The 21,217-nt window shown below is 38.5% G+C and carries 19 protein-coding genes; 10 read left to right on the top strand and 9 right to left on the bottom strand.

The window, feature by feature from the left end:
• Positions 1 to 268: 268 nt before the first annotated feature.
• The 7 genes from VB740_RS10340 (at position 269) to VB740_RS10310 (ending at position 6,067) form a co-directional block, all read left to right on the top strand.
• On the top strand, positions 269 to 460 hold the full coding sequence (locus tag VB740_RS10340; RefSeq protein WP_323199935.1) for a hypothetical protein: 192 nt from the start codon (positions 269 to 271) through the stop codon (positions 458 to 460).
• 440 nt (positions 461 to 900) lie between these two features.
• A complete protein-coding gene (locus tag VB740_RS10335) occupies positions 901 to 1,230 on the top strand; it encodes a hypothetical protein (RefSeq protein ID WP_323199934.1) in 330 nt (109 codons plus the stop codon).
• A gap of 176 nt (positions 1,231 to 1,406) precedes the next feature.
• The gene (locus VB740_RS10330; RefSeq protein WP_323199933.1) at positions 1,407 to 1,955 is read left to right on the top strand and encodes a GIY-YIG nuclease family protein; all 549 of its coding nucleotides are present in this window, start codon (positions 1,407 to 1,409) and stop codon (positions 1,953 to 1,955) included.
• 48 nt (positions 1,956 to 2,003) lie between these two features.
• Positions 2,004 to 3,467: a protein kinase domain-containing protein gene (locus VB740_RS10325; protein WP_323199932.1), complete on the top strand. Its 1,464-nt coding sequence runs from the start codon at positions 2,004 to 2,006 to the stop codon at positions 3,465 to 3,467.
• Positions 3,468 to 4,232: 765 nt separating this feature from the next.
• A complete protein-coding gene (locus VB740_RS10320) occupies positions 4,233 to 4,592 on the top strand; it encodes a Mo-dependent nitrogenase C-terminal domain-containing protein (RefSeq protein WP_323199931.1) in 360 nt (119 codons plus the stop codon).
• A gap of 22 nt (positions 4,593 to 4,614) precedes the next feature.
• Entirely contained in the window at positions 4,615 to 4,887 is a 273-nt protein-coding gene (locus VB740_RS10315; protein ID WP_323199930.1) for a cupin domain-containing protein, read from the top strand.
• 433 nt (positions 4,888 to 5,320) lie between these two features.
• The gene (locus tag VB740_RS10310) at positions 5,321 to 6,067 is read left to right on the top strand and encodes a creatininase family protein (RefSeq protein ID WP_100898470.1); all 747 of its coding nucleotides are present in this window, start codon (positions 5,321 to 5,323) and stop codon (positions 6,065 to 6,067) included.
• Positions 6,068 to 6,471: 404 nt separating this feature from the next.
• Here VB740_RS10310 and ilvN read toward each other — a convergent pair whose 3' ends face one another.
• Positions 6,472 to 6,990 (bottom strand): acetolactate synthase small subunit, encoded by a 519-nt coding sequence (gene ilvN / locus VB740_RS10305; RefSeq protein WP_323199929.1) that lies wholly within the window; start codon positions 6,988 to 6,990, stop codon positions 6,472 to 6,474.
• A 350-nt stretch (positions 6,991 to 7,340) separates the two neighbouring features.
• On the opposite strand from ilvN, the gene VB740_RS10300 reads away from it, so the two are divergent.
• Positions 7,341 to 7,709, top strand: a complete 369-nt coding sequence (locus tag VB740_RS10300; protein ID WP_323199928.1) for a BON domain-containing protein — start codon at positions 7,341 to 7,343, stop codon at positions 7,707 to 7,709.
• Positions 7,710 to 7,819: 110 nt separating this feature from the next.
• Here VB740_RS10300 and VB740_RS10295 read toward each other — a convergent pair whose 3' ends face one another.
• Positions 7,820 to 8,755: an alpha/beta fold hydrolase gene (locus tag VB740_RS10295; RefSeq protein WP_323199927.1), complete on the bottom strand. Its 936-nt coding sequence runs from the start codon at positions 8,753 to 8,755 to the stop codon at positions 7,820 to 7,822.
• A 30-nt stretch (positions 8,756 to 8,785) separates the two neighbouring features.
• Positions 8,786 to 8,920: a hypothetical protein gene (locus VB740_RS10290; protein WP_323199926.1), complete on the bottom strand. Its 135-nt coding sequence runs from the start codon at positions 8,918 to 8,920 to the stop codon at positions 8,786 to 8,788.
• Positions 8,921 to 9,126: 206 nt separating this feature from the next.
• Here VB740_RS10290 and VB740_RS10285 point away from each other — a divergent pair, with 206 nt between their 5' ends.
• Both VB740_RS10285 and VB740_RS10280 read left to right on the top strand, forming a co-directional pair.
• The gene (locus VB740_RS10285) at positions 9,127 to 10,572 is read left to right on the top strand and encodes a hypothetical protein (protein WP_323199925.1); all 1,446 of its coding nucleotides are present in this window, start codon (positions 9,127 to 9,129) and stop codon (positions 10,570 to 10,572) included.
• Between the two features lie 269 nt (positions 10,573 to 10,841).
• A complete protein-coding gene (locus tag VB740_RS10280) occupies positions 10,842 to 14,057 on the top strand; it encodes a glycoside hydrolase family 15 protein (RefSeq protein WP_323199924.1) in 3,216 nt (1,071 codons plus the stop codon).
• A 245-nt stretch (positions 14,058 to 14,302) separates the two neighbouring features.
• On the opposite strand, the gene VB740_RS10275 is transcribed toward VB740_RS10280, so the two are convergent.
• From VB740_RS10275 to VB740_RS10250, 6 genes are all read right to left on the bottom strand, one after another.
• Complete coding sequence (locus tag VB740_RS10275) at positions 14,303 to 14,860, bottom strand: hypothetical protein (protein ID WP_323199923.1); 558 nt, start codon at positions 14,858 to 14,860, stop codon at positions 14,303 to 14,305.
• A 7-nt stretch (positions 14,861 to 14,867) separates the two neighbouring features.
• Positions 14,868 to 15,248, bottom strand: a complete 381-nt coding sequence (locus VB740_RS10270; RefSeq protein WP_323199922.1) for a hypothetical protein — start codon at positions 15,246 to 15,248, stop codon at positions 14,868 to 14,870.
• A complete protein-coding gene (locus VB740_RS10265; protein WP_323199921.1) occupies positions 15,232 to 18,381 on the bottom strand; it encodes an ATP-binding protein in 3,150 nt (1,049 codons plus the stop codon). Before VB740_RS10265 ends, VB740_RS10270 begins: the two co-directional genes overlap by 17 nt.
• Positions 18,382 to 18,509: 128 nt before the next feature.
• Entirely contained in the window at positions 18,510 to 19,124 is a 615-nt protein-coding gene (locus VB740_RS10260) for a hypothetical protein (RefSeq protein WP_323199920.1), read from the bottom strand.
• A complete protein-coding gene (locus VB740_RS10255) occupies positions 19,103 to 20,143 on the bottom strand; it encodes a hypothetical protein (protein WP_323199919.1) in 1,041 nt (346 codons plus the stop codon). The genes VB740_RS10260 and VB740_RS10255 overlap by 22 nt, the downstream gene beginning before the upstream one ends.
• 429 nt (positions 20,144 to 20,572) lie before the next feature.
• Positions 20,573 to 20,887 carry a YkvA family protein gene (locus tag VB740_RS10250; protein WP_323199918.1) on the bottom strand — a complete coding sequence of 105 codons (315 nt, stop codon included), beginning with the start codon at positions 20,885 to 20,887 and terminating at the stop codon, positions 20,573 to 20,575.
• Between the last annotated feature and the right edge of the window lie 330 nt (positions 20,888 to 21,217).

The raw sequence follows: 21,217 nt of genomic DNA, 5'->3' as shown, positions 1-21,217 counted from the left end.
CGGCATAACACACCCTACTGAAATATTTTCAGAAATCAAATATGATTCCTATAGTACAGGTCGGCGGCAATAAACCTTTCTTAACCATAGAAAGCGTTGTCAGCTTAAAAAACTCTACATTTCTGGATTTTTATAAGTATACATAAGTAGTACTAAACAATACTTTCGATAGAGGTAGAAATCAGCCATAACTATATCTGGATAGATGCACTCACACTGTTAATCTTCTTAAGATAATACCAACAATAAAATTATTAGGAATGTAATAATGTCTGAACCACAAAAAGCTGGTAGCCAAGAAAATACACCCAGTTCTGGTAATTACGAAACCACTGTTGACGAAAGTAAGCGCAAGACTGGCGATAATGAAAAGAGCGATGCTAAACCCACTGCTACACCAGAAGCACCAGAAAATGATTCTGTAGCAGGTAGCCCCAATCAGGGAACTGAGTCACGTTAATTGGTTTGAAGTTCGCCAAGTTTCAATAATCTACTTGGGTTTTTCTAGCAAACCCGATTTACTAAACTTTGAGTGGATAGTTGTGGTTTATATCACGATTATTCACTCATTTTTGTTGTGTGAACATCGTTTTTAGGGAGAGTGGTAAGTGCGTAGGCGTAGCCCTTTCTAGGTATCGCTTTAATACAGTATCTGAATGTCAGCACAACGTTAAGGAAAAATCACCTATCCCTGAAAATCTGCTAAACTTCACGATTCTTAATCATGCTAGCTTCCTCCTGTGGCTGACAGAAGTCACACAATCCAATAGGCTGATCTTAAAGTGGTAATTTTTCACAAAGCTCATCTGCACCAAAAGGTAGGCTTCGTTATCCAGCACTTTTGGATTATTTTACCTATCCTCTACCATCACTTAGTCGTTAATAGCTACCTATACAAAAATGCCCCTTAAAATCGTCCAGAACTTTGATAGCAGTTTCACTCTTGAAGCACAAGCTCAAGAAACTCTATTTAATTTATTGACCAGCGAGGCTTTCTTAAACCAAATTCGTCAACAGTTACGGTGTGAGCAAGTTAAATTTACAGAATTACTTTTCCAACCAGTTCCTTATAGCTTAACTACTACTAAAGGAATGCCAGCAGAATTTGAAAAGTATCATGAATCTGAGGAATATGCCATCATAAACGTACCACCAAACTTCATGTTTAGTGCTAAGATTTTTAAACCCAGTCGCCTTTGTGCAATTTACCAAAAATTGAGTAATAGTTAATTGTGCAAGTTAATTTTTCCCTAATTAGCAATTCTCAATTCTGAAGGCAAATATTTAGTATTTGATTTTTGACAAAGGTTAGTACACATTGACCTGTCTTCTTTACTATTGCCTACCTAAGCAAATAAGTTCTCTGAATCAAATCGGATTCCTATAATAAGTTTGATATTTGATGTATGGCTCTTGAAACGAATCTTTCTTCTTTGGCAGCCCTAGAATACATTCCTTACATTGACGATCGCGGTCAATTACCTGAAGAATATCAGGGTAAAATCGGGGTATATGCTATCTTTGACCAAGAAAAAGTGCTGCAATTTGTAGGATACTCCCGTGATGTTTACCTCAGCCTTAAGCAGCATTTAGTCCGTCAGCCACAGCAATGCTATTGGGTAAAAGTTCAAACTATTGAACGCCCTAGCCGCACAATTTTAGAAAATACTGAAAATGCTTGGATTGCGGAAAATGGCAGTGTCCCTTGGGGAAATGGGGATCAAAAAGAAAAATGGACTCATCCCATTGATGTCAAAGTTGTAATGACACCTGAAGAACAGGCAAAATATCAACATCCAGCTAATGATGAATTAGCACAAATAAAAATTCTGAAAAATGTGGCGCGGAGAGTCGAAGCAGAAATTTCAACGCAATTATTAGAAGTGCGTGGTTTGCAAATGCAAATTCGCTTCAATCCAAAATTGAAAGAAGAAGGTTTACTAGATTTGAAATGAAGGTAGTTTTGGGGAAAACTAGCTTAAGAATATTGCTGGTAATCTCCCATGACAATACAGCTGCTGAACGATCGCTATCAAGTTATCCGCACACTGGGCGCTGGTGGGTTTGGTGAAACCTATCTAGCAGAAGACACCTACATGCCTTCAAAGCGCCGTTGTGTGGTTAAACAGCTAAGACCGATTCACAACAATCCCCAAATTTACCAGTTAGTGCAAGAGAGGTTTCAACGCGAAGCAGCTATTTTAGAAGAACTTGGTGGCGCAAATGACCAAATTCCAGCATTGTATGCCTACTTTTCCTCAGATGAGCAATTTTACTTAGTTCAGGAGTGGATTGAAGGCGATACCCTAACTGGAAAAGTGCAGAAGCAGGGGCTATTTAGTGAAGGTGCTGTCCAGGAATTATTAATGAATTTACTACCTGTCCTGGATTACGTTCACTCTCAGCATATCGTTCACCGCGATATTAAACCGGATAACATCATTGCGCGTCATCGGGACGGTAAACCTGTGCTGATTGATTTTGGTGCTATCCGCGAGTCGATGGGAACAGTAGTAAATTCTCAAGGCAATCCTACCAGTTCGATTGTGATTGGTACACCAGGCTATATGCCGAGTGAACAAGCCGCAGGTAGACCAGTTTATTCGAGTGATTTATATAGTTTAGGAATGACGGTAATTTATTTACTGACTGGTAAACAGGCGCAACAACTAGAAACGGATTCCCAGACGGGTGAAATTGTGTGGCGACAGTACGCGAGTCATGTTAGCCCAATCATAGCAGGAGTGATCGATAAAGCGATCGCTTATCATCCACGCGATCGCTATCCAACAGCCAGAGCAATGCTGGATACCTTGCAGAGCATAGCAAATCCAATTCCGCCGACGCAACCCCTCTTGACTCAACCGACTGTAGTCTCTGCACCGCCACCTCAGACAATACCTGTCAAACCACAGCCTACCCCTCAAAGTAATAGTCAGAATAATATTCTCATTGGCAGTTTGATTGCAGGTGGACTAATCGGTGCATCTGTGATTATTAGCCAAGTATTAACAAAATCTTCTCAATCTCCAGCAGACAAGACAGCGTTACCTTCACAAACGCCGTTAACTGTCACAAGTCCCCTGATAGAAACTCCTAAATTGACACCAACAACCCCATCTGTTCCTGCTGAATCTACACCTAACCCAACTACATTAATATCACCAGTTGCCACCACGGCTATCAACAATTATTTTTGGCTGTCCCAAAAACTTGTAACTGATACAGATTTGGATGGTAAAAATGGTTTTGAACTAGATATTATGCGAAATTCGATTTTTGCCAGTCACGGTCGCCGTTTTGATACTCCTGAAATACAAGATTATTTTAATAAGCAACCTTGGTATCGCCCTATATATTCACCAAAAGCATTTCCACCTAAATTGCTGTCAAAATTAGAGCAACAGAATGTAGAGTATATCAGCAAATATCAAGATCGTTACGGCTTGAGGTATTTTAAAAAATAATAATCTCGTAATTATACCATTTTTTTTGTAATTATACCATTTCACAAAATATCTAATATATCTAGCGGTTCTCGTTTGGATAAAGTACTTTTTTAACCCTCACCCCTAGCCTCTCTCCTTAGCAAGAAGAAGGGAGTATTTGTACTGAATTTTAGAACCGCTATATTTGGTAAGGGCATACTGCTGTACGCTCTCACACGCGATGCATTTGTCGCAAATATTCTTGTAAATGCTATAAGATATAAGTATATTAGCTAGGACTTATCAAAGGATTTATTACTACTTATTAAATAGTATCTAGGTTAGACAGTGTAGCATACCACACAGATTACTAGATATTTAATATCCTAAAATCGCTAGATATTCGAGGCTAATCCTAGCGAAGTCTATATGGAGTTAGAGTTCAACTGTTCTTTTCTTACCCAAAGTCCATCTGTAGATACTAGTCAGTTTTAGAACCAGGCATTTATATTTAATATATAAAAGTGCTATTTCCAAGATAAGCAATCCATAAGTTAAAGAAATGCCATTTTTATATTTTCTTTGTTATTTTGTATTTAACGGGACAGTTCTTCCCGATTTGGTGGGCTTAAATAACAATTAGTTAAACCATTGTCCCCCTAAAGATGCATGTAAATTATTTGCCTTATGCTTCTTTTCCTTCCTAAATTTCCAAGCATAATGCAAATTGGTTAAACAGATTACATGTTAATATTCTCAATCGGCAAATAGTTCATCTACACAAGGAAAACCTTGCCTAAAACTATGCTTAAAACAATTAATCAGCGTATTTTTCTGCCTGCCTTTGTTAGCCCTTTAGAAGAAAAGAATCAAAAAGGTAGTAAAAAGCAATTTGCTAGACCTAATTTAGATTTACTGCAACCATTACGTCAATGGCTGGATAAAATTGAGATTCAAAATCAGAAGTTAGCTAAATTTATTGCTAAACTGATTCCTGCACAGTGTCCATTCGAGCGCGATATCATGCTTTTTGGTCGCAAGATAGCGCACATTCCGCCAATGTGCAAACTCAATCCGCTTTATAACGAACTTGTGTACTTGCGTTTTCGCGCTTTGTGTTATTTAGTAGATCAGTGTGGAGAGGATATTCAATCCTACTGCTGAAGATAACTAGAGAAAACACAATATGGAAATCAAAATTGAGCATCAACCCAAGCAAGAACGCCTTAATGAATTGGGTGTCTTTAAATGGGGGATTTGGAAAAAGGAAGTTTCAAAATTTCCTTGGACTTATGATTCTCAAGAAACTTGCTACTTTTTGGAAGGAGATGTTGTTGTTACTCCTGATGGTGGACAACCAGTGCAAATGGGTAAAGGCGATTTGGTGACTTTTCCTGCTGGCATGTCCTGCACCTGGGAAATTACAAGGGATGTGAAAAAACATTATTTATTTGATTAGTCTACAGAAAAGATTGATCCCCATTGTCTAATTGATGATCCTGAAGAAAACACCTCATAACAAAATTTAGATTTGTTTTATGCAGAGGTTCGCAGCGATTGTCGTAGGATAAAGTGGCAGAATCAGTAAACTGCTTATATCCATATCTGTCGAAACTTCTTTCAACTCTATTTCCTAAATAAGATTCATAAAAACAAATAGTTTCGTTTACTGCAAACTTTGCAGAAAATTCTTGCAAGGTTAGTAGCCGATAACTAAAAATGTGAAAGCCATAGATCCCCGACTTCTCAAAGCAGTCGGGGATCTTATTATTGACATTTATCATAGCGATCCCCAACACAGAAAATTCAGAGAGTTCATAATTTATGTTAGTGGGAGTTTAACAGAAAAAGGTTTCGTCCCACCGCAATTTTATTGAGGAAAATCATCAAAAATGTTACTGCATTTAAGTACTTGGCAAGAAGTCGAAGCTTATTTACAGCAGTCAAAGGGGATTATTTTCCCTATTGGTTCCACAGAACAACATGGGCCAACGGGGTTAATTGGCACTGATGCCATTTGTGCAGAAGCGATCGCAGCTGGTGTAGGTGATGCAACTGGTGCGATCGTTGGCCCTACAATCAATGTGGGCATGGCATTGCACCATACTGCTTTTCCTGGCTCAATCAGTCTACGCCCTAGCACTTTAATTCAAGTAGTGCGAGATTATGTAACTTGTTTAGCCAAAGCTGGTTTTAGCAAGTTCTACTTTATTAACGGACATGGTGGTAATATCGCCACCCTGAAAGCCGCTTTTTCCGAAACTTACGCGCATTTAGAAGATTTGCAGATTCCCAATGCTCAACATGTGCAATGTCAAGTGGCAAACTGGTTTATGTGCGGTTCTGTATATAAGCTAGCTAAAGAATTATATGGGGATCAAGAAGGTTCTCATGCAACGCCAAGTGAAGTAGCCCTCACCCAGTACGTTTATCCAAATGCGATTAAGCAAGCATACCTTTCACCAGAAGTTGCAAGCGGACATCGGATTTATAGCGCAGCTGACTTTCGAGTGCGTTATCCAGATGGACGCATGGGATCAAATCCGGCTTTAGCAACGCCTGAACATGGTAAGCAATTTTATGACTTGGCGGTGAAAGAACTTAGCAGTGGGTATTTGGAATTTGTGAACGCTGAATAAAAGTCATGGAAACAGATTGTAGAGATGCGAGTAAAATTGCGTCTCTGCACAAAATATCTTGAGAAGAGTTATATTCAATCCTCCTTTTGCTGAAACTGGCTCAATAACCAAGTTCCAACTTCAGATTGACTCATTTCCAGCCTAAAAATATAGATTCAAATTGCCGTAAACCGCGAACAAGGGTAGGCATTCCCGGAGGTCTTTGAGGTACGGTGTATACACAAGTCAAATTACCCCCCTTAATCCCCCCGATGCATTGGATGGAAACAAGAAATCCAGTTCCCTCCCTTTGAAAGAGGGTTAGGGTGGGGTAAAACCAGGTGAGTAAACTATTTCAGACTTGTGTGTACACCGTAGCCTCGCTTGCGGGGAGGGGGTTGGGGGTGGGGTTCTTATGTTCCCAACTAAACTTTTGCTTCTAAAGTCTTGAGTAACTCTGTATTCACACCCGATTCACGAGTCAGGGCAATTTTGCCAGTGCGGGCGATTTCTCTCAAACCAAATTTTTGCAACACCTGCACGATCGCTACCATTTTACCCGGATCACCCACAACTTCTAAGGTGAGAGAATCTTCCGCTACATCCACGATTCGCGCCCGGAAAATCTGAGACAGTTCGATCACTTCTGAGCGATTGCTGCTACTAGCATTCACCTTCAAAAGCATCAATTCTCGCTCGACGCAAGGAGTTTCGGTAATATCCTGTACCTTAAGGACATTGACTAACTTGTATAGTTGCTTGGTGAGTTGCTCGATAACGCGATCGTCACCAGGAATAACCATCGTAATTCGAGAGACTCCTCCTTGTTCAGCAGGGCCAACAGCAAGGCTTTCAATATTAAACCCTCGACGGGCGAATAAACCAGAAATGCGGGAAAGAACACCCGCCTCATCTTCTACCAGAACTGAAAGGGTATGTTTCATCTTCGCCAACAGAGGCTAGCACAGGATTTGAGGAACGCAGATACTAGTACCGCTTTGCAGAATTCACTCATTCAATCAAAATTCCTTGAGTTACAAGCTCTTGACATTTTGTTAAATGTATGTTGATTTCTGTGGTGGTGTACTACTGCACTAATTGTCAGTGCGACCTTTTATTGTAAACTCAATAGTTGCACTCATTGCATTCTCTAAAGATAAAAGATTGGGCAAAAATCATCCTCTAAGGAGTAATTTCATTGAATGCATCTCTTTTCATTGGTAGATGCGGCGTTTTTGTAAAGCTTTTATACTCAGACTTAATGACCCTCTAATAGGAATAGGAGAAAAGTTTTATGGGTTGGTTAAAAAGACTCTTTGGAATGGAAAAGCCCCAAAATGCACAAGTAAATCCTACTGCACAGTCAGTAGTGCAAGCTCCTAATACTAACGTTGCGTCTACTGCTACTCAATCCATACCGCCAGAACGTGTAGGATTAAGCGGTGAATATGACCAAAGTGGGTTGGCAAAGCGGGTAGCGTTGGCATTTGATCAAGATCCCCAACTCGATGATGTTAATACCCTTTGGGTTGCTCAAACAGGAAGCACTGTGGTGTTGAAAGGTAAAGTTCCCAGTCAAGAAATTCTCAACAAGATGGTTTCTGTAGCTCGTTCTGTGTCTGGCACTACAGATGTTGACACTAACCAAGCCACAATTGGCTAGATGTTAAGCAATTCAAAATTCAATAGTGGTAAAGCTACTGGCTGGTGCGATGCCTACGGCGGGCTACGCCTACGCTCCCATTGCAATAACATTTAGGGAATAACCAACGGTTAGCGATGCCTGCGGCGGTCTTCGCCTACGCCGAGCCACCTCTCAACCCAATCTAAAATAGCTTGGTTGACTTGTTCAGGACATTCATCATGGGGACAATGGCCTACGTCTTCTAAATTCAGCACTTCCAATTTCTCGTTATATTGGGCAAATTGGCTAGCCAGCGCTGGGGGAACAAACCGATCCTTTTGTCCCCAAATTAACAACATCGGAATTGTTAAGGTTGGTAATACTGTCTTGACACTGGGGCTAAAGTTAATTCCGATCGCAGCTTTAAACAAAGCACTAAAAGCCCTCGCCGAACCTCGGTCTTGGGGAGGGCCAGCTAAAATTTCTATAAGTTCATCTGTAATTGCCTCTGGGTTAGCGTAAGCGAGACTAGCCCAGCGGCGCAGCACGCCTGGACGGCGCACGAAGTTAAACACAGGTTTAAGAATTAACGGCGAAGCAACAATATTTTTAATTGCTCTGACAATGGGTTGCAGCACAGGAGGAATTGCTTCTTGCTCTAGCGAAGGGTCGGGTAAACTCATCATCACCATACCCAGCACCATATCGGGGTGAGTGGCTGCGGCGGCCATGGAAATCAGTGAACCGTTGGAATTGCCCACTAAAATCGCTGGTTGACGGATAAATGTTTTCCAAAAGTCGTAAACCTGCTCAACCCAGAGTTCAATACTATAATTAGCTGCGGCTTTTTCAGAAGCGCCAAAACCCAGCATATCGATGGCGTAAACTGTGTGATGCTCACCTAATACTTCTAAATTATGTCGCCAATGACCAATGGAAGCGCCAAAGCCATGTAGCAATATTAGGGGTGTTGTCTTGTGGCGATTTTTGGCTGGGCGAATGTAAGTATAACGAGTTTGCCAACCCCGCCAAACCCAATCCCTTTGATTACCAACCCGTTCTTGCCAGTGTAGTGTAGTAGTCACAGTCTCCTTTAATTCATCGATGTGAAAATACTATAGCAATCCTATTTTAGTTGTGAAACTAGTCGTGGAGGCAATTAAGGAAACATAAGGTGCGTGTTGCTGCCAGAGAATTTCTCCTGTTTGGGGAACTAAACGCCGCATTGGGGCTACATCTTTGTACACCACCAGCCGTTATGCCCACGCCAAGCAAGCGCGCTAGTAGCGGTCTTTACTTGCCGGAGTAGAGTTTTAGTTCTAGGGTCAGTACTCAAGGCTCTTAATCATATTGCTATGTTCACTCTTAAAAGAAAAAATATTGTCTGTGTAGTCATAGTTAAGGTATTATAACGTCTTAAGTAGATTCGCTAGAAGTTGTTAGTAAAAACAAATATATGTCACATCATCCTCCTTCTTGTACTCGTAATCTTCCAGAGCAATCTAACCTAGTTTCTTTTACATTAGAAGATATTTTCTCTCCTCTCGATGGTGGAATTGTTACTGATGTTACAGTCACCTTAGATTATATTAATGATCTAAAACCAAACAAATTCAAAGATGTCATAGCTATTGCTAACTTCACCAAAGAATTCTTACTAAATTATCCCATCCCTAGTGGTTTATATGAAGTTTTAAATCGGGATCTAACTCAAGAGCTACTAGCATCTCCCAAATTAAAACTTTCTCCTATTTTGGAATCATTAAGTATTAATTTGGATGTATCACCAAAGATTATTCCTTTTGAATTTAATACTACAAATACTCGTACATCAAGTAGGGATATTAACGATATTGTATCGTTTGAGTTGGAAGACATTTTCCTTCCTGTAAGAGGTAGTAGTGTCACTGATGTTAAAATCAGCTTTGATTTTATTAATGGAATTGAGTCAAGTGCATTCATAGATGTCATTCCCATTGCTACTTATATCGAAAATTTCTTAATTAATTATTCAAATTCTGATGATTCTTTTGAAGTTATAAACAGTAATCTAGCTGATGCACTTTTAAATGATTATGATCAAGAACTTTCTTCTGTTCTAGATTCTTTAACTGTAAATTTAGATGTCGAACCTGGAACTATTCCTTTTGAATTTAATACCATTACTACTCGTACTAGCAATAGTGAGGCTCAGGATATTGTTTCACTAAAGCTAGAAAATATCCAGCTTCAAGTTGAGAATAGTGAGGTTGCTGATGTCACTGTTAACTTAGATTATACTAATGGACTTGACCCTGCTCTATTCGCGGATGTTATAGCTATTGCTAATAACGTCAAAGATTACCTAACTAATTATCCAAATAACCCCAATGATTTTTTGGAAGTCATTAATCGTAATCTCACCGAAAAACTATTTACTAGCTCAAGTTTAGAACTTGGCTCTCTGTTGGACTCTTTAAGTATTGAACTGGATGTATCTCCTAAAATTATTCCTTTTGAGTTTGACAGCACAACTACTCGCACTGCCAGTGGTCAAGTTAATGATATTGTTTCGTTTCAATTAGAAGACATTTTACTTCCAATTGATGGAACCAGTATTACTGATGTTGCTGTCAGCTTAGATTATGTTGATGGAATTAATAATAGTGGTTTTAAGGATGTTACACTTATTGCTAATAAAATCACTGATTTTCTGACGAATTATTCAGAGCCTAATAACTCTTTTGAAAGAGTAAACAGCAATCTAACCAATTCATTATTTGCAGATTGCAGCTTAGGGCTTTCTTCTGTGCTAGATTCTTTGACTATTACCTTAGATGTAGCGCCTGGAACTATTCCTTTCCCTTTTAATAGCACAGTTATTGCTACGCCGAGCAATATTAATCTACCAACGAAGTTTTAATTGAACCTTGATTTAACACAACTAGTTGAATTTCTTCTGGCGAGAGAATCTTTAGCTTGAACATTTGTCAAGGTTTGAACAAATATTGTGTTTTCGTTTGAGATCGCTAAAATTCAGTACCCAGAGGCCTACTAAAAGGAGATAATAAGAAACTCACACTACCCTCATCTGTTGTTCCATCACCGATGACAGAACTTGTTCTGGCTTGGTTTAGGTCATTCACTTCACAGTCACAGGGTCGAATTTTGCAAGTAGCTCTGAACCAAATCATGAAAACATCTACCAATTTGCGAGCTAGTCTGGACTATTACTACCAGCAAATCAAAACGATCATTCTGACTCGGCAGAATCCGATTACTGGTTTGTTACCTGCTAGTACAGCGATTACAGCCCACGGCGATTATACTGATGCCTGGGTACGAGATAACGTTTACAGCATTTTGGCAGTTTGGGGTTTAGGACTTGCATACCGCAAGATTGACGACGATGAGGGGCGCACTTATGAACTAGAACATAGTGTCATTAAACTGATGCGCGGGTTGCTCTTTGCAATGATGCGACAGGTTCATAAAGTAGAAAGATTTAAACATACTCAGTCACTACTAGATGGACTACACGCCAAATACAATACTGCGACTGGTGACATTGTTGTTGGTGATGACGAATGGGGACATTTGCAACTTGATGCCACATCTATATTTTTGCTGATATTGGCGCAAATGACGGCTGCGGGATTGCAAATAATTTATACCATTGATGAAGTGAATTTCGTCCAAAATCTGGTTTACTATATTGGACGAGCTTACCGCACACCAGATTACGGCATTTGGGAACGTGGTAATAAAATTAATCGGGGTAGTGCTGAGTTAAATGCCAGTTCTGTAGGCATGGCAAAAGCTGCTTTAGAAGCTCTCAACGGACTGGATTTATTTGGTGTGCGTGGTAGTCAAGCATCAGTGATTCATGTGCTACCAGATGAAATCGCCCGCGCCCGAATTACTTTAGAATCTCTATTGCCAAGGGAATCTGGTTCCAAAGAAATTGATGCGGCGCTGTTGAGTATTATTAGTTATCCTGCCTTTGCAGTGGAAGATTCACAGTTACGCGATCGCACTTTAAACGATATTATCAATAAACTCGCAGGTAAATACGGCTGCAAACGCTTTTTGCGTGATGGACACCAAACACTTCTAGAAGATAATCAACGCTTGCACTACGAACCGTGGGAACTCAAGCAATTTGAGCATATTGAATGCGAATGGCCGTTATTTTTTACTTATTTAGTTCTAGATGGATTATTTTGCGGCGAGCAAGAACAAGTTAAAAAATACCAAGAGCTTTTAGAATCATTACTTATAGAACAAAATGGTTTGCGTTTATTACCAGAACTTTATTATGTTCCAGAAGAAAACATAGAAGCAGAAAAGTTAGCGCCCCAAACGCAACCACGTTTGCCTAATGAAAATATCCCCTTGGTGTGGGCGCAAAGCTTATATTTCCTCGGTAAAATGTTGAGTGAAGGGTTACTGGCAGTTGGTGATATCGACCCTTTAGGAAGACATTTGTGCGTGGGTAAACAGCGCGAATCGTTGGTACAAATTGCTTTATTAGCAGAAGATGAAGATTTACAAAAAAAGCTAGAAGTTCACGGAATTGAAGCCCAAACACCCACCCAAGTAGAACCGATTCAGGTGAGGAAAGCTGGAGAATTTTCAGCTATTTATACCCAAATTGGACGTAACGATAAACTTGGTTTAACTGGGCGGCCAGTGCGGCGGCTGCGGAGTTTAACAACATCTAGAATCTTTCGGATTAGCGGTGAAACAATTGTATTTTTGCCTTCCTTCTCAGACTCTCAACAGTTTTATTTAACCCTTGATTATCATTTTCTGTTAGATCAAATTAGAAGCGAACTGGCTTACATTCAAAAATATTGGAGCGATTTAGGGCGTCCTACCTTGACTTTAATGTTGACGCACACCATGTTAGAGGTTGGTTCTAAAGCATTATTAGAACTGATGCAAGAACTGAAAGATGGTGTTTGTAACGGTGTGCGGGTAAAATTAGGGCGGCTAAATCAGCTAATGCTAACAGCTGGAATCCAAAGAATTGATTTTCTTCCCAATGCAGAATTCTCACGATCGCCAGTGAAAAATTCTAGCCCACGTTGCTATTACCTAGCTTATCATCCTGGTAAAAATTGGCGCTTAGGACATACCCAAGAATTTCAAATGGAGTGTGAAACCAACTTAGGGTTGTTGCTTTCTCATTTGCGCTCATCAGAGAATATCTACGAGCAAATAGAGTTATTACAAACTTTGACTCGCTTACAGGGAATGGAATTTGATACAGGGTATGGCGGCCCAGGATATCGCGTCACCGTAGCAGATTTACTAGATGAAGTTTACACCAAAGCTGGAGATTTAGGTATTTGGGCAGTGGTACGCCGGGCTGCGGGGTTACGGCAAATGGTTGATATTAGCCTATCAGATACAGTGACGAGTATCCTGGTGCGGGGCAAGCAAATTGCTGTGGGTAAAGCTTACAGTGAAGCATCCTTGATTAGCGTACCCATGTCCCACGATGAAATTGCTGATAAAATTAATCATTTTTGTCGTGAGGATATCCGCGATCGCGTCCTCACCCAAGAAATTTTAATCTATCTTGGCATCTTAATTCGATCGGAATCCCAACTATTTCAGGGGCTACTAACATTAAGAGTCGGCTATCTGATCTTATTGATTACCAGCGAACTAGCGCGGGAATTACATGTCACTCAAGATGAAGCATACGATTTCTTAATGCAACTTTCACCCTTTGAAGTGAAAACGCGCTTGCGTCAGGTATTAACTGGATATACTGGCATGAGTAACCTGTTGCGTCAGCAAGAATCACTGCACGTCAAGCAGAAAGAAAGTGATATTGCTTGGGTGGTGTCACCAACAATAGGAGAAGGAATAGAAGTCCCGCCGGGTGGATGGCGGCGGTTTCGCCAAGCCGAGGGGGCGACGGGGCGCGTACCAAAAGAATTTTTTAAGCAAGTTTGGCTATTAATGCAACATTGCAAGGGTTTAGTAATTGGCGATAAACTAGAGCGGCGCAATCGTTTAGATAGTGAAATAATGCTTTCGGAAATGACAGCAGGGGAAAGAAACTTTGCTCTCTTGGTTGAGCATTTGCTAAATAAAATCGAAGCTCCAGAATATCGTCAAGTTAATATTGAAGCATTAATCGAATTAGCTGCGATCGCAGCCAACAATCCCAACCTGCAAATCGAAGAGTATATCGTGTTGGATGTATTAATTGGTCATGCAGTGCGATTGGCGTGGCTAGAAAACCATACTCATCGCAGCGATCGCTATGATGAGGATAAGGCTAGTGCATGGCGATCGTTTTACAACACTTCTCCTAGAGATTGCGCTAGTTATATTTTAAAAGCTTTCCGTTTCTTGACAAAATTTGGCGAAGTCAATGCAGCTAATTAGCATAGATATAGGCTGCGTTACACTATATTCACAAACCTAAAAAGGCTTGCTCTAATTCCCCCTTAAAAATGAGGGTTAGAATGCATCAAGCCTTAACCCAAGCGTATTGTAAAAGGATGCGATCGCATCCTAAATAGAACAGTAAATGACTATAGGACTGATATTTTATTGGTGAAAAAACTCCGTACCACTCAAAAAGCTTTATTGCCTATTGCCTATCTTATATAACTAAACAGCCATATACATTATCGAATTATCCCAATCGATTGCAAACTCATAAGTAACTGAGCAATGCCACTTGCTGCAACACCAGCACCAGCTGCAAGACCACCAGCTATTTGAACTATTTCTTTTAAAGAATCACCTTTTTCTTTAGCATCCTCACTCTCGTCTTTCTGTTGCTGTATTTCATTATTTATGTTAACTATTACTTGTTCATTTTTATGATTAAGAGAACCTAGCAAGTTTTCCATCTGAGCAATACGTGTGTCGACTTTATTAATACTTTGTTTTAGATTTTCTAGCTTTGATTCCATCTGATTTTTGACTTCACCAATCTTTTCTTTACAAGTTTCTACGCTAGTTTCACGAGTTTGAATAGCAACTTCTATTTTTTTTACTAACTTACTATCAGACTCTGTATAAAGTCCTTTACTTCTTTTAAGAATTTGCAGCTTTTCTTGCAGACTTTCTAAGTCTTCTTGATGGTCTTTTTGTTCGTCGCCCAAAGATTCAATTTTTTTGCCAGAGTCTTTAATTTCAGTTTCTAATTCTTGGCGATCACTATATTCTCTTCCAGACATAATTATTCTATAAATAATTTATTTTAATAAACATTTGTTGCAAGTCAGCTAAGTTAATGCTTTGAATAAAATTTGACATTATTTGGCAATCGTGGGCTATTGCTTTTAGTTGTTCTACTTCTGCATTTGTTGTGAAATATGACTGAAATTTAGCAATCAATCCTGCTAGATGAGTAAAATTATTCTGAATTACCTTTTGATCTTTTTGCATAGAGATAATTACCTTTGAAGGTGAATTACCACTTTTATCCAGTTCGGATACCAAATCAGGAGCAAAGTTAAGCTCTTGGTAGATATTGAGCAAACATAGGTAAGATTGGTTAAGCTTGATAGCTTTATTAGCTAAAGTTTCATACCTAAGAACAAATTTTTTAACTGTTATATCCAAGACTATTTCCTCCTAATTTCAAATCTTGCCTAACCTTATCAATTTTTACTTGTTCAACAGCACGAATTAACACTTTTGTTAATTCGTCTTGTAATTCTTGTCGGTCTTTTTGTAACTGTTTAAGAGTATCCTGGAGAGAACGTTCTTCCAAATCTGTAATTCGCCTTTGTTCATAAGCAATTTCATCCTCATGTTGTTTAAGTGGGTTAACTTGTTTGGGGTTATCCAAAAATTTAGCTAGCTTCGTTACCTGTTGTTGAAGAGTTTGTAATTGACGAGACAGTTTTTGCCATTGGTGTTTGTACTTATCTCGTGGAATGCGGTTATGGGTGTCAATTACTTCCTGGTACAGCCTGTCAAATACAGCTATTTTGCTGGTAAGGTGCGATCGCAGTTCCAACAAATCGTTTAAAGTCAAATTAGGACAAGGCTGTAGACGTTTGAAATTGTGAATATTGTCAGCTTTGATACGTTTGTCTGTTAATAATAGTTCGTCTTGAGGAATTGGATTTAAAACAAAGCGTAACTCCCCAGCAAGACCATAAAAAACTTCTGTTTTCAACTCATTCAATAGTGCTTGCAACTCATTGCAACCCTGAGAAACCCTTTGCAACTGGTTGCAGATATCAGTAAAAGTTTGACGATACTCACCACATAGGCGGTGATGTTCTTGTAAACTTGTCTCAAAGACTGTTTGCTGTCCTTGAACATACCAATTATGGGACTGAATCAAAGTTTTAATTTTGTCATTGGTAGTCGAACTTTCTACTTTTAACTTTTCTTTAGCACTATTTTCTTGAGGAATTTTGACCATCCGAGGACGATACCAACCTTCCATATATAAGAAGGACTCACCAGGATTTAAACGAGCAATCTCTTCTGTTTGTGATTGATCTAAAAGCATCGACTGACCGATATCTTTACGGTCATCTGTAGATACTAATCTGTGAGCAATTTTGATGTTAGTATTCTTTACCACTTCTGCTGCAACTCCTGTGGGTAACTGATCGGCAATAATAATTGCTTCTCTCAGCGCCCGCATTTCTGCTAACATTCGCGTGACGTAATTAGCAGCTTCCTGCTTAGTATTAGCATCATCTGCTGAATTGGCTCCTAAATTACGTCCGACTAAATTATGAGCTTCTTCTAATAAAATTACATGTTCGGGAATTCCAGGTTTTTCAGTGCGTTGACGTTTAATATATTCCCGAATCTTAGTTAATAAAAGAAATGTCATCAAATTAGCTTGATCTTGGTTCAAGTAATCCAATTCTAGAATCGTTGGGTATTTCAATAAGTCGGCAATTGTTGGACTACTTTTTTGACTATTTAACATTGCACCGACCCCACGACGTAACAAACTACCTATCCTTACTTCAAGGGCAGTTTTGAGGTTAGATTTTACTTCCCCCGCGTAGTCTTTAGTTGCAAATAATGCAGTGATTTTATCGTACAAATCCCGCATCATGGGAATTTGCAAATTTTCTGGGGTTCCTTCTTCATTTCCAGTCCAACCCCGATCATAATAAATTTCTTCCAATGCTTCTGAAAGTAAAGCGGGTAAAGGTCCAGAAAGCGGTAATGCGCCACGAAATGAAGCCTCTAGATTAGAAATATGTTCATAAAAAGGTACACCCGGCGACACGTCAAACGGATTAAATCGGAAAGGTGAAATCAGGTCATTTCCCAAAGTATAAACCCGTAATTCTTGTTTAAGAGCCTGAAGTTTTTGCACTTGCTCAGTAGTAAACTTATCGGAATTAGGCTCAATGGTGAGTAGAGAACGATATTCTGTTTTTGCAGGTTCAAATACCAAAAAAGGAATATTTTGGCACCATAATTGAGTGAGTATATTAAATGCTGTTGTTGTTTTACCACTACCAGGAACACCACAGATAAAAGCATGTTTGTTAAGTTGCTCAAGTTTGATTTGGATAGTATTTTCTGGACGAGTAGTTTCATAGCCACCAAAATCAATCCATTGCTTGTCTAGTGTTAAACTAGTGATATCATTTTCCTGACGTATTCCGGCTACAGAGGCATCACCAGGAACAACAATGCGAAATAAACCGCTAATTTCATTCAATGTGGCATAGCGGTGCAATGGTTTTAAATCTGCGACTCGCACACCACCTTTACCCGTGATAGAATCACCACCAAATTCCGCTTCACCTAGTTCTTTATCCCATTCTTCCCAGTGTGTAGCAAAGGAGATTTTTCCCTGTTGAGTTGCAGTGATACTGCTTGAAAATACTGGATGATATTTATCAAGAATAACGGTACGATAGCGACTTTTTTTCGTACCACTCAGCAATAAAGTTCCCAAGACACTGCGAACTACTAATTCATTCGTTCCCAAAACTTTAAAGCTATAGCTATATAAACTTTCCGTAAGGTAAGAAGATTGATATTTTTCGTAAAGACGGGAAACCAATTGTGCATTTCTATCTCCTTCTCTGGAACTAGTCAAACTGGAACCGCTACTAGCCTGCCTTAATTGTGAGAGCATTTGGTCAAGAGAATTAATCCAGCTAGATTTCTCTTGCAAAGATGTGGTGTCTGGTTCCAGAGTTATTTCTAGCATTAGTGGACTGTTGAAGCTAGCAATAGCCTGACAAACTACTAGCATGTCGTTAGCTTCTTCAGCTTCTAATTGCATTGGTACATAATAACTAGATAGCCCCTTTTTCTTGAGTGATTCTAAAGAGTCTTTAGGACGAGAACTGATAATTTCTTCGTATTTAATTGCTTCACCAATGTAAGTAACCCAGCTTAGACTTTGAATTTGTGGTACTTCTTCTATACGTTCTATTTGATAAAACTGACTAAGAAATCCTTGGGTAATAACTTGCTCAATTTCCGTAGCCGCTGATGTATCTGTAAATAAAGAATTCTTCTTAGACTGGCTCACTACCAAGTAAATTGCTAAACGTTGGTCAAATACTAGCCCCGGAAGATAGCGATAGCGAATAGAAAAGGTGAGATTATAAACTCTACCAAGATCGCTTAATAAAAGTAAAAAATCTTTTTGGCTACTGAGGACTTTTTGGCGAACCCCTTGACCATACTGGGCAGTATATTTTTGGGATTTGAGGTCAGGTAGTTGAGGTATATGGAAGATTAAGGGGAACATTCAGTAAATTTTAGATTATGAAATAGTTTAGATCGATTTCATTGTTGATATATTTAATCCAAAATGTAACTTCATTAAAACCAATAATGTCTATTTCAAGTTGGCTTAATAATACAATTATTTAATAATCAAATATGCAATAGCTTTAGTATCTTTTGTTCCTCATCTTTGAGTATATATTGTTCAGATGAATATTTACTTTTTGCATTATTTAAACTTTCAACAGCCGTTTTTATCATATCTTCTGACATTGATTCTGCGAATCTTAAAAAACAAGAACCAGCAAAGAAACCAACTACGATAGCCCATCCCCAATGCATAACAGTTAGTAAAACAATAAAAGGGAAAAAGAAGAAGCCTATAGGGATAATCTTACTTGTTAATAAAATATTTTTATGATTTTCTTCTTCTTTTTTTATTTCTTCATCTATAGGTTTTAATTTACTAATTTTATATTGCTCATAAAATTTACTAACTTTATCACGTAAGTCTGAAGCTTCTTGTCTTAAAGTTTTATCATAATTATCGAAAATTAAGATGTGATTATCATTTTCTATATCTATTTGTGGAACTAGAGCAAAATTCTTTTGTGAAATAACTTGGTCATAAACTAGAGAGTTAGTATATTTGATATCTCTTAATTGTTTATCTAAACTGCTTTTTAGCTTTTTTGAAGAATTTTCTCTAACTTTAAATATTTCTCTTCTTTTATCTATTTCATTTAATATATCGTTATGCCACACTTTGCAATCTTTTTAACCTTCTCTCTCCCTAGACTTTCAGAAAGAATTAAGATTTTTTTAGACAAATCTACTAACTCATTAAAAGAATAGTTTACAGATTTATACTGATTTTTAAAGGTTAGCAGGGCAAAATGAATAATTTGGTTATTCTTTTTCAATTCATCTTGAACACTTGGATAAATATTCAATATATTGTTAGCACATTTAAATCTTGTTGTACAATTATTACTTTGAAGGGATAAAATCAAATTTTTAATATGATAATCTCCACTGTTTGCGTACAGAGATGCAAATGTATTACCTATGCCTTCAAAAATTTCGTTTTCATATAATTTAGAATTACCATCATCTATCACAGATAGAGCTTTTTCCAAAGTTACATTAATTTCTTTGACTCCTTTTAAGGCTAAAAATTTTATTACTTTATAGCAAACATCATATTTGTTAAAATCTTCGTCTTTAGAATCATTTTGTTTGAGGATTTTTTCCCAATGAAGATTTAATACTTCATAATCTAAATCTAAAGTAACTTCCCTCAGTTTGTTATAATTTCCATAAGTCCAGAAACGCAAATACTCATCATAATCATTGCTTTGTGTAAGGTTTGAATCAGCAAACCTTTTAATTTTTAACTGCATTATCTTTTCAGCAATCTTTTTGGGTTCCTCAGCAAGATGTCGCGAAACCGAAATAAAATCAAATCCTAAAATCTCAATTGTTGTCGCAGCAGACCAACGAATCAAATCAGTTTTTCCTGACTGCGCCTGCTCACTTAGCAGTTTCAACAAATCACTGCTTTGTTTTAACCGTTCTTTAACATAAGTAACAGTAATTTTGCCAAAAGCTTGTATAGTTAGTGCCAGAATAGCCTCTAGTTTTACTTCTTTGAGTATCTCTACAAAAGCTTCTAAAGGTGGGTCAGGGAGAGTAGCCACAGACTCAAATAGGTCAATCTCTTCACCCACATTTTCACAGATGCGGAAAGCTTCAAGGATTTCAGCAGCGGTATTGACAGTCATGGAGTTCATACTGAAGCTAGATGCTAAATTGACAACTATAAGTTAGCACCGTAGTTGGATATAAAGTTCAGTATAAATACTGCTATGTGAAGATGTGGCGTGCACTTGGCGCATCCCGTTTTGGTAAATCGCCCTGCACCAACGCACGCTACGCAAACAGTACTGGCTAGCTCAAAAAAAGCGCGTGTCAAGCCAAGCTATGAGTCCGTGCAGGCAGGTATTGCCTGCTGAAGGGGTGACAGGCCGAAGCCGAGGAAATATAAGAGTGTGACCGTTTTGGGGTTAAATTAGACTTGAGACTTTATAAACATCTTCTAAATGATCTTTAATTAACTCTGACTATTTAAAAAAATATCCCCTACTTCAGAAGCGCTGTTGTGAGCAGACAGCAAAAGCAGAGGTTTGTTAAATTTTAGTTTATTTACAAAACTACTTAACCGAGACAGCATCAACATCAATGGTGCTTGCGGTCGAAGTAGAACCCTCAGTGGTATTAGATGCTTCAGTGCCCACCTCACCCTTACGAGCTTTCCAGCCCTCAATTACTAGCCCAGACACCTCAGAAACTAGCAGAGTCAAAAGAAAAACATCATCAATCTGCCCTACAACAGGTATAATATCTGGCAGAAAATCAATTGGGCTGACCAAATAAACTAACGTTCCTAAAATTACCCACCAACGGTATTTCGGGTTACGAAGCAAATTGCCATACCAGGTATAAAGTGATTGGATTGAAAATTTCATATTTTGAACCTCCGGTTATCTTTAATTTTGACAAATTATGCTATAAATTTCCGGTGGGAATAACCGCCCTAGTTAGTCTAGAAGACGCTACTCATAATCTGTCAGCAAATACTTAATCTATAATTCTGCATAATAGTCTAGTACCTCAAGACGGAATTACGCAAAGAAACTGGTACGGACATGGTAATCACCGATCAAATTATACCGATTGAAAATATCGTAGAAAATTGGAATGTTTTTCTACTCTTGGTAAAAGAAGTGAATTTATCATTCAATTAAGTAAGTTGGCGTAAATAATTGTCGTTGGGATAAGGCAATAGGCAATAGGCA

The organism is Nostoc sp. UHCC 0251 (genome assembly GCF_034932245.1).
Classification (GTDB): domain Bacteria; phylum Cyanobacteriota; class Cyanobacteriia; order Cyanobacteriales; family Nostocaceae; genus Nostoc.
Note: the sequence above shows the minus strand (reverse complement) of the source record. Positions and strands in the feature narration are given on the sequence as shown.